This window comes from Tetragenococcus halophilus, from assembly GCF_001712815.1.
GTDB classification, from domain to species: domain Bacteria; phylum Bacillota; class Bacilli; order Lactobacillales; family Enterococcaceae; genus Tetragenococcus; species Tetragenococcus halophilus.
On sequence record NZ_CP012047.1, the window covers coordinates 1898779 to 1914758 of the forward strand.

General features: G+C 36.7%; 12 protein-coding genes and 1 pseudogene. 1 reads left to right on the forward strand and 12 read right to left on the reverse strand.

Annotation, left to right across the window (positions count from 1 at the left end; all coding sequences use genetic code 11):
• Positions 1 to 11 precede the first annotated feature (11 nt).
• The 3 genes from hydA to ssnA are packed head-to-tail and all read right to left on the reverse strand — an operon-like array spanning position 12 to position 5750.
• On the reverse strand, positions 12 to 1382 hold the full coding sequence (hydA, locus tag AC806_RS09070; protein ID WP_069029174.1) for a dihydropyrimidinase: 1371 nt from the start codon (positions 1380 to 1382) through the stop codon (positions 12 to 14).
• Positions 1383 to 1395: 13 nt separating this feature from the next.
• Positions 1396 to 4404: a putative selenate reductase subunit YgfK gene (ygfK, locus tag AC806_RS09075; protein WP_069029175.1), complete on the reverse strand. Its 3009-nt coding sequence runs from the start codon at positions 4402 to 4404 to the stop codon at positions 1396 to 1398.
• Between the two features lie 11 nt (positions 4405 to 4415).
• Positions 4416 to 5750 carry a putative aminohydrolase SsnA gene (ssnA, locus tag AC806_RS09080; RefSeq protein ID WP_069029176.1) on the reverse strand — a complete coding sequence of 445 codons (1335 nt, stop codon included), beginning with the start codon at positions 5748 to 5750 and terminating at the stop codon, positions 4416 to 4418.
• A 245-nt stretch (positions 5751 to 5995) separates the two neighbouring features.
• Between ssnA and AC806_RS09085 the strand changes: the two genes are divergently transcribed.
• Entirely contained in the window at positions 5996 to 6628 is a 633-nt protein-coding gene (locus tag AC806_RS09085) for a helix-turn-helix transcriptional regulator (RefSeq protein ID WP_061840284.1), read from the forward strand.
• A gap of 55 nt (positions 6629 to 6683) precedes the next feature.
• Here AC806_RS09085 and yqeB read toward each other — a convergent pair whose 3' ends face one another.
• The 9 genes and pseudogenes from yqeB to ltrA all read right to left on the reverse strand — a co-directional run bounded on the left by yqeB (position 6684) and on the right by ltrA (position 15627).
• On the reverse strand, positions 6684 to 7523 hold the full coding sequence (gene yqeB, locus AC806_RS09090) for a selenium-dependent molybdenum cofactor biosynthesis protein YqeB (protein ID WP_061840283.1): 840 nt from the start codon (positions 7521 to 7523) through the stop codon (positions 6684 to 6686).
• Positions 7511 to 8203: a selenium cofactor biosynthesis protein YqeC gene (gene yqeC / locus AC806_RS09095; RefSeq protein ID WP_231960489.1), complete on the reverse strand. Its 693-nt coding sequence runs from the start codon at positions 8201 to 8203 to the stop codon at positions 7511 to 7513. Before yqeC ends, yqeB begins: the two co-directional genes overlap by 13 nt.
• Positions 8204 to 8233: 30 nt before the next feature.
• A complete protein-coding gene (locus AC806_RS09100; protein WP_069029177.1) occupies positions 8234 to 8491 on the reverse strand; it encodes a putative Se/S carrier protein in 258 nt (85 codons plus the stop codon).
• Between the two features lie 15 nt (positions 8492 to 8506).
• Entirely contained in the window at positions 8507 to 9091 is a 585-nt protein-coding gene (gene yedF, locus AC806_RS09105; protein ID WP_069029178.1) for a sulfurtransferase-like selenium metabolism protein YedF, read from the reverse strand.
• 20 nt (positions 9092 to 9111) lie between these two features.
• Positions 9112 to 10134, reverse strand: a complete 1023-nt coding sequence (gene selD, locus AC806_RS09110) for a selenide, water dikinase SelD (RefSeq protein ID WP_069029179.1) — start codon at positions 10132 to 10134, stop codon at positions 9112 to 9114.
• Complete coding sequence (sclA, locus tag AC806_RS09115; RefSeq protein WP_069029180.1) at positions 10135 to 11316, reverse strand: selenocysteine lyase SclA; 1182 nt, start codon at positions 11314 to 11316, stop codon at positions 10135 to 10137. It abuts the gene before it with no gap.
• Between the two features lie 3 nt (positions 11317 to 11319).
• Positions 11320 to 12320, reverse strand: a pseudogene (locus AC806_RS09120) (XdhC family protein).
• A 220-nt stretch (positions 12321 to 12540) separates the two neighbouring features.
• Positions 12541 to 13935, reverse strand: a complete 1395-nt coding sequence (gene sufB, locus AC806_RS09125) for a Fe-S cluster assembly protein SufB (RefSeq protein WP_014124010.1) — start codon at positions 13933 to 13935, stop codon at positions 12541 to 12543.
• A 393-nt stretch (positions 13936 to 14328) separates the two neighbouring features.
• Positions 14329 to 15627: a group II intron reverse transcriptase/maturase gene (gene ltrA, locus AC806_RS09130; RefSeq protein ID WP_014124458.1), complete on the reverse strand. Its 1299-nt coding sequence runs from the start codon at positions 15625 to 15627 to the stop codon at positions 14329 to 14331.
• Between the last annotated feature and the right edge of the window lie 353 nt (positions 15628 to 15980).

Genomic DNA, 15980 nt, shown 5'->3' on the forward strand with positions numbered 1-15980 from the left:
TCACTCCAATTTCATTCATTAATTTTCCGGAAAACAAATTTTCCGATTTTTTCTTTACAAACTTTTCCGTTTTCAGCAACTTTATCTCCTCGAAGAAAAACATCACGTGCTTTTCCTATCGTTTCAAAACCCTCATAAGGAGTGTAATCGCAATTTGTTACTTGTGTTTTTGCGCTAATAACATCCCTTTGTTCAGGGTCCCAAATGACAATATCTGCATCACTGCCAATTTGAATAACCCCTTTTTTAGGATACATATTAAACTGTTTAGCGATATCTTCAGATAACAAACCAACAAAACGTTCCAAACTGATCTTTTCTGTCATAACGCCGGCTGTATAAATTAGCTCTGGACGTGTTTCAACACCTGGCATGCCCCCTGGTATTTTAGTAAAGTCGTCTTTACCGTTAATTTTTTGATTAGAGAAATTAAAATCGCAATGATCCGTAGAAATTGTTTGAACATGTCCATCGATCACGCCTTGCCACAAAGCTTTATTATCTGTAGGTTTTCTTAAAGGAGGTGAACAAACGTATTTAGCGCCTTCAAAATTCGGCAAGTCATATAAGGAATCCTCTAAAAGTAGATATTGGGGACAAGTTTCAACATACACTACTTGTCCTTTTGCTCTCGCTCTTTTCACTACTTCTAACGATTCTTTCGTACTTAAGTGCACAATGTTAACGGCTAAACCTACTTGGCCTGCAATGGTAAGATAACGATTAATCGCTTCGGCTTCTAATACATTAGGCCGTGATAATGGATGGTATTTGGGCGCTACTTTTCCAGTTTGCAAATAATCTTTTTGTAATTGATTGATTACATCACCGTTTTCGCAATGAACGCCTAATATACCACCCACTTTTTTTATTTCTTTCATAGCTTCAAAGAGTTCAGCATCGCTAGCACGCATCGCGTCATAAGCCATATACATTTTAAAAGATGTGATCCCCTGAGCAATCATTTCTGAAACTTCTGCTTTTATTGCAGGGGTCCATTCAATGAGTGACATATGATAATTAAAATCACAAGAGGCCTTACCTTCAGCCATTTGGTTCCAAGTTTTCAAACAGTTATTTAGGGAACTACCGCGAACGGGTGTCGCCATATCAATGATAGTCGTTGTTCCCTTGGCAACTGCCGCCTGACTGCCGGTTACAAAGTTATCTGAAGTTGTCGCTAAGTCATTTTCTAATTCTAAATGAGTATGCCCATCGATAAATCCTGGGAAAAGATAGCAAGCAGAAGCATCTATAATTTTGTCTTCATTAACCTCTAAATCGCATCCCATCTCTATAATCTTTTCATCTTTTATCCGAACATCCAATTGACGACGGCCGCTTGTAGAAACGACCGTTCCGCCTTTGATTAGCATCGCCAATGATTTTCACCTCTTAATTAGCTAAACAGAAATCGTAATCATCAATTACTGTTTCCATTAAATCTATGATTCCATCTGCAATATCTGTGTTACTTGTTGTATTAAGTTCAACCGTCTGTTCCTTATCTTTATAACGAACCAAGCAAGTTTTTGTTGCTTGATCAATCACATAAAATCCTTGGTTTGTGCTATTATAAAAATCTTCTTCATTATTAAACAAGGTAAATTTAACTTTATAGGGCGCGCTAGAATAAGGGCAGAAAGTTTCACAATTCCCACACTCATTACACATTCTGTCGATATGCATGATTTGTGGACGATCATTTACATTAATAACAACATTCGCTCGGTTGGGACATACATCCACACAAGATTCACATATTGTCGAACATTCCAGACAACGTTCAGCCTGAGAAACTGGATCTTCATCTGTTAGCAATATTCCTCTTTTACTCCGAGGTTCTTGTAAATCAATATTTTTATTCGCACGTTCATAATTTTTATTATGGATTTCGCAAATACTACTACAAGCTTTTGTAGCATCTGCAATTGCTTCAACAATGGTAGCTGGACCACGGTGAGCATCCCCTACTACATATACATGCTCCAAGTTTGTCTCTAAAGTATCAGGATCAACAAGCACGCGACCTCTTGGGTCTGTTTGAATGCCCAGTTCATTAAAGTAACTGTCATCCACTTTTTCTCCAATCGCAGAAACGACTGTCGAGGCTTTGATATCAACAAATTGACCGGTTGATTCTGGACGCTGACGGCCGGATTCATCTCTTTTTCCTAATTTCATTACCTCACAAGTCAGATAACCATTTTCTAATGATACAGGCGACAATAATTCACGGAAAGTCACATCTTCATCTAAAGTTGTCAAAAGTTCCTCTTCATCCGCTGGCATATTTCGTTTATCACGACGATAAACCAAGGAAACATTCTTGACACCTGGCAAGCGTTTAGCAGCCCGAGCGCAATCCATAGCTGTATTTCCACCGCCAATTACAACAATATCTTCACCATAAACATTATGTCTTGGGTCAACTCGCAAATCACTTAAAAATTCTAAGGAATTAATTGCTTCACCTTTATCTAAGCGAAGATTATTGTGCTTATGAGCGCCAATGGCGTAGATAATATTTTCATAGCCAGCATCTTTCAAAGAATCAATTGCTGGAGCTGCTTCTCCAGTTTTAAATTCAGCTCCCATGAACTTAGCCATATCTACGTCTTTTTGTACACTTTCCATAGAAATACGAAATTCTGGTACGATTTGGCTACAAACACCACCTGCATCATTACCTTTTTCAAAAACAGTTACTGGATAACCTTCACGGGCTAAAAGATAGCCGGCTGAAATACCTGCTGGACCCCCACCAACTACTGCCGTTTTTGGTGCATTTTCTTTTCTTTCAGGTTTTTCCATCGTTGCCATTAATTCATCATAAGCATTTTCGGCAGCTTCTAACTTCACGCCTCGAATATCGATAGAATTTTCATAAAATTGACGTGTACATTTTGTCTGGCACGGATGCGCACAGATCGTTCCTGTAATAAAAGGTAACGGATTTTTATCCACGATTACTTTTAAAGCTTCCAAATGCTTTCCTTCACTAACATAGCGTAAATAAGCTGGGATATCTTGATCAATAGGACAACCACCAGTTCCACGACATGGAGCGGTGTAACAGTCAAGTAATGGCAACTTCTCTTTAATTTTGGGAGAAATTGGTAGTTTTATAGGTTTTTGATAAAGTGCTTGAGCTTTTGATTTTTCTACTAGTTCTGTTAATTTATCCAATTCTAATTGAATATAATTAGGATATTCCAAAGAAGAGATTACATTGGACATTTGTTGTATACGCTGGTAACCACCGGGTTTTAATAATGTAGTAGCCACTGTAATCGGCCAAATTCCCGCTTCAAATAAGTCTTTAATATTGAAAATATCTGCTCCACCGGAATAAGAAATCTGTAGTTTCCCTGAAAAAGCGTCAGATAGTTTTTTAGCCACAGCGATACTCAGAGGAAACAACGCACGACCAGACATAAACATTTCTTCTGCAGGTAATTCATTTTGACCAACATCTACAGGGAAAGTATTCGTTATTTTTACTCCAAAATTTCGTTGTAACCTATCAGCTAAATTTTGTAATCGCTTAAGCATTGGAACAGCTTCTTCAAATTGCAAATCTTCTACAAAATGATGATCATCAAATTCCATATAGTCAAAACCAAGTTTATTCATCATTTCACGAGCGTAATCGTAGCCTAGCAAAGTTGGATTACATTTAATGAAAGTATGGAGTTGCTGTTCTTTAATAAAGTGAGTAGCTATTTTTTCAATTTCATCTGGAGGGCATCCATGTAAAGTTGATAATGTTATAGAACGTGAAACATAGGGACTAATTTCATTCAAGTATTCTTCATCAATACGTGTAAATTGTTCCATATATTTCCGTGCTGCTTGCAAGCATTCTCCCCAAATTGGTGTCTTTGAAACATCTTGCATATCATGAATATATTTTTGGATTTTTGGCGTTAGGATTCCTTCCAAATCATAGCCAACACTCATATTAAAGATAAAACCATCAGGATCGCCTAAATCAAACTCTCGACTTAATAGTTTTAAAACAAACCAGGCTTTCGTGTACTCTTCAAAAGCTTGTGGTACACGCAATTCTGTTGACCACTCTGAGTTATAAGCCTCATCTCTAGCCGAAATACATGGTTTTGCAATTCCTGTGTCTTCTCCGTCGATCACTTGCACTGTTTTTAATTCAAAAAACCTAGCACCACTAACATAAGCCGCAACGATGTTTTGAGCTAATTGTGTTTGAGGACCAGCAGCTGGACCAAACGGTACTTCCATTTTTTCGTTAAATAAGGATATTTTTTTACTTTTATCCGCTTTATAAAACTGCCGGATACCAAAAATAGTTCCTGTTTTTCTGTATTCTTTCATAACCCAATCTAATAACGATTCAATGGATATAGGGCGCATTACATCACTCATTTTTTTCACCTCTAATTATTGATTCTACTCCATAATTTCTTTGCTTCTTCTCCTGCCTTAGCATAAATTTCATCCTCATCGACATTTAATACTTCTTTATTTCTCATCCTTACCTCACCATTAATGATTGTATCTGTAATATTGTTGCCATTAACCGCCATTAGAATATGACCATTAACATTATCTGCGGTTATCGGTGTAGGGGCTTGATAATCGGCTATAATAACATCTGCAGCTGCTCCTTCTTCAATGACTCCAAGTTTAGTGTCAAAATAACGATTCGCCATCTTAGGGTTATTGGCAAATAACATTTCTGGGACTTCGGTTCCACCAGCACCTGGGTCTACTAAAGTATGTTTATAAATCAAGTTCGCAAACTTATATGATTCCGTAATATCAGTGGTAAAACCGTCTGTACCCAGGCCACAAACAATACCAAACTCGTCCATCATCCGTAAAGTTGGCGGACAGCCAACGGCATTTCCCATATTAGATTGAGGATTAGTTACAACCATCGTGTCAGTATCTTTAATCAATTGCATCTCTTGCGGGTTAATATAAATACAATGTCCTAATAAACTTTGTCTACCTAAAATACCTAGGTCAAATAAACGATTTATAATAGGCTTGTGATATTTGTGCAAGGCATCATGTACATCTGCGATACCTTCTGCTACGTGGATATGAAAACCCACGCCCTCAGGTGTTTTCCCCACTGCTTTTTCCATTGTTTCATCTGATAGAGTAAATTGAGCGTGCATTCCCATCATCGCTTTTTGCATATCGCTTGTTTGGTTTTGAACTTTATTGATGAAACGAAGATTCTCTTCAATTGCTTGATTTGCTGCTTGTTTTCCATGACGGTCTGATACTTCATAACATAAGCAAGTACGTACGCCCATTTCAGTAGCAGCTTTTGATAATTGGTCTAAACTTCCTTCGATTTCTCCATAACTTGCTTGATGATCAAACATGGTAGTAACACCATTTTTGAGACTTTCCAAGTAGGCGATTCGTCCACTATGATAAGTTGTTTCATTGGTCATTTCGCTATCTAACTTGAACCACTGACCCTCCAAAATATCCAAAAAGTTCTTCGGATGATAGCCATTGATACTTAACCCTCTGGCAAAAGTACTATAAATATGATTATGCATATTAATAAAACCTGGCATGATCAAGCCATTTTGAGCGTCGATAAATTCAACGTCCGGGTACTTCTTTTTCAAGGTCTTTGTATCTGCAACTTCTTTGATTACTTTTCCATCAATTAATACTGCACCGTTTTCTATGAAACCCTTTTCTTTTTCGTGCGTGACTAAGTGACCATTTCCAAGCAGTAACATAAGTTGTCCTCCTAATATTCTCGTTACCAACAAGAAATTCCTTGTACACGATTTGTATACTATAATTTTTTGTGGCTCGAACTTTTGCTGACTTTAGTATAGCACGTTATCTAAAAAATAAAAAGCTTATCTAAAAATTTTTTTGGATCTATTAAAAATGTTTCAAAGCTCATAAATATTTGTTAATTGAAAATTTACATGATACTATTATAAAAAGAAAATAAAATACTAGCTGGAGGGTTTTTATGCTATCTGAACAAAATGCTAACTTTTTAAAACAAATCGCTAAAGCCATAGCAATACAATTTGGTGAAGACTGTGAAGTCGTGGTACATAAAATCGACGAAAATAAAACGGATCATTCAATCATTGCCATAGAAAACGGTCATATAACTAATCGTCATATAGGCGATGGCCCATCTCAAGTTGTATTGGAAACGCTGCAAAAAGATCCCGAAGAAATCGAAGACAATTATAATTATCTAACCCGCACACGCGATGGTCGAGTATTAAAATCAAGTACAATGTTTTATAAAGGAGAGGATGGCAAACTCGAAGCAATTCTTGCTATAAATTTTGACACATCTTCTTTATTTGCAGCAGAAAATACTTTGCATAAATTAACCATTACCGATGAACCTGAAGATGAAGTAGAACCAAGCTTCATTCCACAAAACGTTAACGATCTATTAGACGAACTGATTAAAGAATCCGTTAAATTAGTTGGTAAACCTGTAGCACTGATGACAAAAGAAGATAAAGTCAAAAGTATACAGTTTTTAAGTAATAAGGGCGCTTTTTTAATCACTAAATCTGGCGATAAAGTAGCGAAATACTTTAATATATCGAAATATACACTATACAATTATATTGGCTAATATAAAAAACAGCCTTCACTAACAAAAGTAGTGTCTTCTAAGAGCTAGCCTTTCACTAACTCCTAGAAGACACTACAGTGGTGGTTGTCTTTTTATTTAAATACATCATAACTGCTTCTAATACAGCGCCTCCCAATGCGCGAGCTTTATCCGATATAGTGAAACAATCAACATCTTGAGAAGGTCTAGGATCTACATCTGCACATTTCAATCCCTTTGGTATAGCAAGATCTTCAGCGATTTCTCCTCGTAAAGTTCCTTCTAAAGGTGAATAAACTGCCGTATCACCCACATAAAATAATAACTCATCTTTTTTTACATGGTCGCCAATCTTTCGAACATGTTTAACTTTACCAGTAGCGGGAGAATGAACAACCCGTTCTGCACTTTTTCCACCCAGTTTTCCTGGCACACCAGTGTTAGCTAGCGCTTTTCCTGAAAAAAATAAGCGGCCTAAGTTATGTCCACGCATTGTTTCAACAACAACATCCACGTCTTCTGCTGCCGTAAATCCTGGACCTAATGCGACAGTGAACGGTGCCATGCCAATATTAGTCCCTAGATTTTTTTTAGCCAAAATTGCATCAACAACAACCATTGGTTTGAAAAAAGTTAGACTTTTCCCTTCAGGGTCAATCAACAATGGTATCTTATCTTGTTGCCAGATAGACTGACTTTCTTCTGGTTTTTGTATTTTTTCTATATGTAAATCTTCCACTTGATATTTTCCCCAAAAAACAGCATTACAGGCTGCTACAGTACGCCGAATCGCTAAAGGTTGCGCTGTTTCTAAAATCACTACTTTAAAACCGGCATGGTATAATTTTTGAATCACACCTGTTGCAATATCCCCACCACCACGAATTGCTATTACAGTTTCTGCTATTTTCCCCATAAAATCCATCCTTTATTTGAAAATGTATTACCAGCAATAATTTTTTTTAATTGCTTTTTAAACATTGGACTCAATTTTTGAACAATTTGTTTGGCAAGTTCCAGATCTCTTGTCACTTCCACATGATTGATATACAGAATCTTTTCTCCTCTAGCTTTAGCAAATAATCCTTCTGGATGTTCAATCAATTGCGCTAAATGTTGTACAGTAATGGGTGAATTTTTTTTAGCAGAAACTAACTTTAAATAATAAGGTAAGCGGTGGATAATTGTTTCATCCGTTAGCTGCCCCAATACACAAAGAGGGATAATTCCGATCGTTGTTGTCGTTTCGGTTACAATGACAGGTTCAAAATCAGCCCAAGCTTTCAGAGGTCGTTGTTTTGCGCCGTCTGCTCCTAAAAAAACCTTATCAAACAGAGGAAAAGATTGTTTAAAAGCTGCTGACTCAGGCATACTGATTTTCTTTTTTTCATGTTTAGCAGTAACTTTTCCTGCCATAGTAATGCCAATTTCCGCTGCTAAGTTTTCAAAGGGATCAATAACTAAGCGATCATAAATATTAGCTTTGGGATAACCTATTTTAGTCGTTGTACTTAGTAAAACTTTTTCATGACAATATTTTTTTGCAAGAAATATAAGCAGACTGGTTTTTCCACCCGCTACCAATGATCGATACAACCTCGTAATCCTCGAGTTCAAAACAATCAATTAGTTTTTCCATGAAACGTATTCCTTTTTATTATTTTTTTGTATAATGTCGTAAATTCCATCCAAACTAACATCATTACATCGCAAAATTTCACAACTTTGTTCAATCTGTCCTCTGTCAATCCGTAAACTAATTCCGCAAAAGTTTCCAAGGTCTCTAGGCAGCGGCATTGGTTTTGTAAAAATATTTTGTTTATTAAGTACATCCTCAGCTTTCATGACTTGGTGAGTGTTTGAAAAAGTCAACAAACATTCCATAATTCACCCTCATTTCTACAGTGTAACGACTTTATCAGCTTTCATTTGGATTTCGCTGATAGTAAACATATTCGTAATATCTCCAATAGCAATCTTTTCTTCTAATTCATAAAAATCTACACAAGTACCACAAGTCAAAATAGTGACTTCTTTTTCCTGCAAAGTTTTTAAATCAGCAAGAATAGGTGAACCGTAATTGGTTAAAAAGGCTCCTTCATTAAAGAAAATCAGCGTGCTCGGTAGATCATCTAATTCAGTTAAAGAATAAATGTAACTTTTCATTAGCAAGTCTCCTAGCGCTGAATCACCTTTACCTAATGTCTTGCTTCCAATCATTAACACTGTATCTTCTTTAACATTTGAGAGCTTATCTAGCCCTTTTTTAGGCATCAAAGTAATAGTAAAGTATTCGTCATTCAGTTGTTTTATTTGTGTTTCAATTCCCAAATCATCCGTCATTTTAGTAATATTATTCACTGAAACTTGATTATCAACAGAAACTTCGATGGGCTCATTCTGCTCTCCACGATCTCGAAGTGCCTTTTTTGTTTCAACTACTGGAATAGGACATGGTTTTCCTAAAGCGTTAATTTTTAACATGCTAAATTTCCTTCTTTCCGTTATAAAAGAATAATAGGTACATCCTCTTTTTTGACAATCTCACCGATCATTTGTGCTTGCGGATCGTCTTTTTGTATTTCTGACAATAAATCTTGCGCTTTGTCTGCAGCCACACTGATTAATAAACCACCCGAGGTCTGCGGATCAAATAAAATTTCTTGCATGGCAGGTGCAATATCTGCCAATGGAACCTTTTCCTCTAAAAATTCCCGATTTCGTTGACCGCCTGCAGTTGCTAAGTATTCTTCAGCAAAATAATAAACTTTAGGCAAAAGAGGTAATAGACTAGTATCCACCACCGCTGTATAGTCTTTTTCAACCATTTCCACCAAGTGTCCCAAAAAACCAAAACCAGTAACATCTGTACAAGCGTGAACATCATATTGTTTCAATTTTTCAGAAGCATCTTTATTTAAGCGCTGCATAGAAAAAAGAGCAGCTTTTTCTATCTCTTTATCTGCTAATCCTACGCGCACAGCCGATTGTACAAGCCCTACCCCTAGAGGCTTAGTTAAAAGTAATACATCTTTTTCTTTTGGTGTATTATTGTTGATAATCTTTCTGTTACTCAACGTACCTGTTACAGCTAGTCCGTACTTAGGTTCATGATCATAAATCGAATGACCTCCAGCTAATACGATATTGGCTTCCTCTATTTTTTCAGCACCACCAGTTAGCATTTCTTTCAAATATTTTTTATCCATTTTTTCTGGAAAGCAAACAATATTTAGCGCATATAATGGTTTACCTCCCATCGCATAAATATCACTTAAAGCATTTGCTGCTGCAATCTTGCCAAAGGTTTTGGGATCTTCAACCATAGGTGAAAAAAAGTCCATGGTTGAAATAAGAGATTGATCCTCATTGATCTGATAAACAGCCGCATCATCTGCAGTATCAAAACCTACTAGTAAACGATCGTCTTTTTTCCGAGGAATTTCTTGTAATAACCCAGTCAAATCTTTGGCGCCAATTTTGGCGCCACAACCGCCAGATGTACAGCTAGAAAGAAAATTTTCCACTTAATTACCTCCCTTTATCAGAATTTTTTCAAGCGCTGTCAAACAATGGTTAATTTCAGTCGTCGTCGTTTCAAAACCAAAGCTAAAGCGTAACGCTCCCGTTTCAAAGCTTCCTGCAGTTTTATGAGCGCTTGGGGCACAATGCAGTCCATGACGAGTGATAATGCCATAATCTTCATATAAAAATTGCGTCAACTCGTTAACTTCTAACTGTTGTGGTACAACAGAAACCACAGGTACTCTATTAGTAATGTCGGTATTTCCTAATATCTTTAAAGGCATTCCTTTAAGTCCAGACAAAAATTGTTGAGTTAATGCTTGTTCACTTTCCTGGATGTTTTTTATTCCTATTTGCTTAATCCATTCTAAACTAGTTTTTAAACTCAGGATCCCTACATTGTTAGGTGTTCCTGCTTCAAACTTATCAGGTAAAATATCAGGTTGTACAACAGAATCAGAAAATAACCCTGTTCCACCAGTCAACCATGGTTGCATTTGATGTGCCGCTTTTTCTGATAAAATAAAGCCACCAATTCCTGTAAGAGCAAGAAGACTTTTATGTCCAGTAAAAGCCAACACGTCAATATGTGAGCTTTGCTGATCAATGGGTAAAAAAACTGCTGTTTGGGCAGTATCCAGTACAGTTAAAAGTTTATGCTTATGTGCAATTTCAAAACATCTTTCTACCGGTAAAACAGAAGCTAGTACATTTGAAGCATGCGTCATAACTAGCAATTTTGTATTTTTTTGTAAAGCTGACTCAATCTTTTCAGGGGTCAATTCTCCAGCTGTATCACAAGCAAGATAACTTACTTCTACTCCTTCTTGTTCTAGAAGATACAACGGTCGCATAACTGCATTATGTTCGACAGAAGTTGTAATTACGTGATCTCCAGTTTGCAACAAGCCATGCAAAATCATATTTAAGGATAAGGTAATATTTTGCGTAAAAATGACTTTTGATGAATCTTTTGCATGAAAAAAATCAGCAACTGCTTCGCGCCCTTGAAATATAATATTCTGCCCAGAAAAATTTAAATAACTTCTTTGTGGTGTTATCTCATTATTATTTTGTAAATAATTTGTTACTGCATCGATTACCGGTTGCGGCTTATGCAATGAAGTCGCAGCGTAATTCATATAGGTTGTTTGAGAAGATTCCTTTCCTTTTGGTTTTAGCATAAGCTATCTTGTCTCCGCTCTTTTTCCAATAAGCTCTGCAGATAAACTAATCGCAAGCTCTGCTGGAGTTTCCGCTTTTATTTCAAGTCCGATCGGCATATAAATTTGATTTAGGGTTTCTGTGGCAAATCCTTCATTTTCCTGATCATTGCTATTTTATGTTTACTACCCATTAAACCAATATAAAACGGTTTGATTGCTATCAGTTGACGTAATATTTCCTCATCAAATTGATGGCCCCTTGTCATAATAACCGTATAATCATTCGAATTTATCCTAACGAACGCTTCGATTCTTTCTAAATCAGCCGTAATACATTCATTTGCTAAAGGAAAATAATTATCATTTAAATAATCTTGGCGGTCATCTACCACAACACAATAAAAGTCTAGATAATTCAGTATAGGCACCAATGCTTGTGATACGTGCCCCCCCCCGCCAAAGATAACGACCTTACCTTCTTGGAATAATTCTTCTACTAAATAAGTTTCTAAATTAACTTCATACCTATCAGTCTTCCTTTTTGCTTTAGTACTTATTGCTTGCTGGTCGTATGTACCCAGCCAGCCTGTAGTATCACTATAAAAAATTAAAGAATCCTTTGAAGTTAAGTTAAGAGGAAACCATAACCATGCAGGCTGATGATTTTTTTCATGAGAAATCATTTCTTGACAGATTCTTTTTAAAGACGGATCTTCTCCAGGTAAGTACTGGAACAAAACTTCCATCTTACCCCCACAAACAGCTCCTAGACCTTCTTTATCGTCTGGTCGTAAATTAAAGGAACGACGTGCATTTTTTTGTTCTTTTATTAGCTGTTTAGCCATTTCTTCGCATTCGTATTCAACAATACCTCCTCCAATAGTTCCAGCTAAATGTTTTCTTTCACTCATCAACATTTTTGTTCCAATTTTTCTAGGAGTAGATCCAATACTTTCAATGATTGTAACCAAAACAGTATCTTGCCCTTTATTTATACTATCCAATAACTTTTGAAATACCATACTTCTTATCTCCTTTACGAACGATCAGAAAGCGCTTAATTAAATATTTATAAGTATAATTACTAACGAAATATAATAATCTTATCATGCTTTGTTTTTCACAAGACTAATTATAGCACCTAAAATTATTTTTTCCAAGCTAGTAAAAAATTAGTTATTACTATTCAAATAAAAAACCCCAAGTTGCATTTTTACAACCTGTGGGGCTTATAAACCACTATTAGCCAACTGATCCTTCCATACTCATATTGATCAATTGGTTCATTTCTACTGCATATTCCATCGGTAATTCTTTAGTGATTGGATCCATAAAACCATTGATAATCATTGCCGTAGCGTCTTCTTCGCTAATACCGCGAGACATCAAATAAAATAATTGGTCTTCAGAAATTTTTGACACACTAGCCTCATGTTCCAAAGCTACATTATTATTTAAAATTTCATTATACGGAATTGTATCAGAAGTTGATTGGTCATCCATTAAAATCGTATCGCACTCAATATGTGATTTGGAACCTCTACTATTACGACCAAATTTTACTTGCCCCCGATAATCGGTCTTGCCACCGTCTTTAGCAACCGATTTTGAGATTAACGTACTAGATGTATTTGGTGCGTTATGATAAACTTTGCAACCAGCATCCAAATGTTGTCCATAGTTAGCAAAAGCCATTGATAGTACAGAAGTTTTAGCATTTGGACCTTTTAAGATACTACAAGGGTATTTCATATTTACCTTACTACCCAAATTACCATCAATCCATTCCAAAGTACCGTTTTCTTCCACTGTTCCTCTTTCAGTAACTAGATTATAAACATTATCCGACCAGTTTTGAATAGTGGTATAACGAAAGAAGGCATCTTTTTTTACAACAATCTCAACACTTGCCGCATGAAGACTATTCGCTGAATAATTAGGTGCTGTACATCCTTCAATGTATTGAATAGAAGCTCCTTCATCTACAATAATCAATGAACGTTCAAACTGTCCTGCGTTTTCCCCATTAATTCTAAAATACGTTTGCACTGGAATTTCACACTGAACACCTTTTGGTACATAAATAAATGTCCCCCCGGACCAAACAGCCCCATTCAATGCCGCAAATTTATGTTCAGAATTAGAAATCACACTAGCAAAATATTTTTTAACTAGTTCAGGATATTCACGCAAGGCAGTATCTGTATCAGTAAAAATAACCCCTTGTTTAGCAAATTCTTCCTTCATATTATGATAAACGACTTCAGATTCGTATTGTGCCGCTGCACCTGCTAAATACTTACGTTCTGCTTGTGGTATACCTAAGCGTTCAAAAGTGTCTTTAATCTTATCCGGCACATCTTCCCAGCTATTCGTATTTTTTTCGCTCGACCGTTGATAATAAATAACATCATCAAAATTAATACCGGACAAATCAGGCCCCCATTTAGGAAATGGGATCTTATTGAATAATTCCAGTGAACGCAGTCGATAATCAAGCATCCATTGTGGTTCTTCTTTAATTCGTGACATTTCTCGAACGGTTTCTTCAGACAAACCACTACCACTAGAATAAACAGGCTTAACATCATCATGAAATCCATATTCATATTCTCTGCTTTTTGTTTCTACTGCCATTGCTATGTAACTCCTCTCGATAATAATCTATGGCTTTTTATTTACTAGTTATTGTTTGTTTTTTCACTAACGCTACTTCATTATAACACAAATTTTACTTTCATAATCAAACAATGTCAAATCGTTTTCAAACCTTTCATACCAATAACTCTAATTAAAATAATAACCAGTTTATTTTTCTTAACTAAAATGAGCTACATGACGTTATACAATAAACAAGAAAATTGTTTACAACGTCACTATTAGAAACAATAAAAATTGTAAAATAACTTTGGAAAATCTTTTAAATACTAGTAACTAAAAAGGCAATAGGGTAGAGGGGAAATAAATTTCCGCCCCTCCCGTCGCACCGTACGTACGGTTCTCGTATACGGCGCTCCATTTGTATTGTTTTCACGCTTGATTAAGATAGTAATTTAAAGGATTGACCAATCCAGGTCGATCCTTTTTCTTTATGGCTAAAACTTTCGGACTTAGGATAAAATTGACGACGTCCATACCACATTTCCTATACCAACCTAACCTCGAATTTGCCACCTTATAAATATTCTCTTTGGTAAAATGGCATTTGAATAATCGGTTTAATTGTTGTAGATTCGTATAGATTCGTTGTGGCAGTTTCCATTGCTTTATGATGATCACTCGGACTTTATGTCGTAGCCATTGTCCAAACTTTGCTAGATAGGTTTTCATACGCCCGATACGGTAGTAATTGATCCAGCCTCTTATCGTTTGGTTTAGTTTCGTGAATGTCACCGCTAAAGGTCGCGACACCGCCTGTTTTCTTTTAAGGATGGCTTTGGTTTTGTCATAGAGCTTTGTTTTACTGACTTTGCTCGGTTTACACTGCCACCCCTTTTGGTTCTTCCAAAAGGTAAACCCTAAAAATTGACTCTGTATCGGTCGTACAACCTTGGTTTTTGTGACGTTCACTCGTAAGGAAAGCTTTCTTTCAATCCAATTCGTAATAGATTTCATTACACGATTGGCTGCCCGCTCACTTTTGACAAAGATATCCGCGTCGTCCGCATAACGAACAAAACGTAGCCCCCTTGCTTCTAACTCTTTATCCAATTTATTCAGATAAATATTCGCTAAAAGGGGGCTTAGAGGGCCGCCCTGCGGGACTCCTTTTTCGTTTGGGCTCGTTAAACCATTCTCCATAATCCCTGCTTTTAAGAAAACACGTATTAAATGTAAAGTTTCTCTATCTTTGACCCTTTCTCTAAGGGTCGAGATTAATTTATCATGATGAACCGTATCAAAATATTTCTCAATGTCCATATCGATCACCCACTCATAACCTTCATTCAAGTAATCGAGTGCTTTTCCAATCGCTTGATGTGCACTTCGATGGGGACGAAAACCATAACTGCTTTCACTGAAGTGAACATCGAAAATGTGACTCAGTTGTTGCGCGGTTGCTTGTTGTACCACACGGTCTACCACGCTTGGAATCCCTAAAGGTCTTTGTTTTCCATCGGCTTTAGGGATATAGACTCGCTTGACTGCCTTAGGTCGATAGGTCATCGATCGAATCTCCTGAACAAGGTCTCGTCCATGTTGATAGAAGTAATGGTCAAGTTCGTTGACTGTCATTTTATCAACACCCGGAGCGCCTTTATTCTTTCTGACCTGCTCGATGGCTTGTCTCATATTTTGATGACTCGTGATCTTTTCAATGAATCTCATGCGCTGTTCCTCCTCTAGACGTAGATGGATCCAAGATCGCCCTCACTACTTTTCCCATCGATAGTTACGTTCTACCGTTCTAGGGTATCCTCATTTCCAGACTGCTTGGATATTTTCTTCTAGCGATTCACACTATACAAACATTCAGCCCTTCACTACATGAGGCAGTAGCTACTATGGCCTCAGCTGACTTCTTACGACAAACCTTTTTCGACCGTTCACAAACGTCCGTAAGATCTCCCAGGGTAAGACATTTATCTTTCTCTCCACAACCTCTTGATTTACTGTCTTGGTTTTACGTTTACCTTTTGGACTTCGGCTTGTATTGCAGCCTTTTCCCCCATTTAGCCTCA

Excerpts from the sequence above, each read along its gene's own strand:
- ygfK (WP_069029175.1), bottom strand. The coding sequence starts at position 4,404 with ATGAGTGATGTAATGCGCCCTATATCCATTGAATCGTTATTAGATTGG.
- ssnA (WP_069029176.1), bottom strand. The coding sequence starts at position 5,750 with ATGTTACTGCTTGGAAATGGTCACTTAGTCACGCACGAAAAAGAAAAG.
- AC806_RS09085 (WP_061840284.1), top strand. The coding sequence starts at position 5,996 with ATGCTATCTGAACAAAATGCTAACTTTTTAAAACAAATCGCTAAAGCC.
- yqeB (WP_061840283.1), bottom strand. The coding sequence starts at position 7,523 with ATGGGGAAAATAGCAGAAACTGTAATAGCAATTCGTGGTGGTGGGGAT.
- AC806_RS09100 (WP_069029177.1), bottom strand. The coding sequence starts at position 8,491 with ATGGAATGTTTGTTGACTTTTTCAAACACTCACCAAGTCATGAAAGCT.
- yedF (WP_069029178.1), bottom strand. The coding sequence starts at position 9,091 with ATGTTAAAAATTAACGCTTTAGGAAAACCATGTCCTATTCCAGTAGTT.
- sclA (WP_069029180.1), bottom strand. The coding sequence starts at position 11,316 with ATGCTAAAACCAAAAGGAAAGGAATCTTCTCAAACAACCTATATGAAT.
- sufB (WP_014124010.1), bottom strand. The coding sequence starts at position 13,935 with ATGGCAGTAGAAACAAAAAGCAGAGAATATGAATATGGATTTCATGAT.
- ltrA (WP_014124458.1), bottom strand. The coding sequence starts at position 15,627 with ATGAGATTCATTGAAAAGATCACGAGTCATCAAAATATGAGACAAGCC.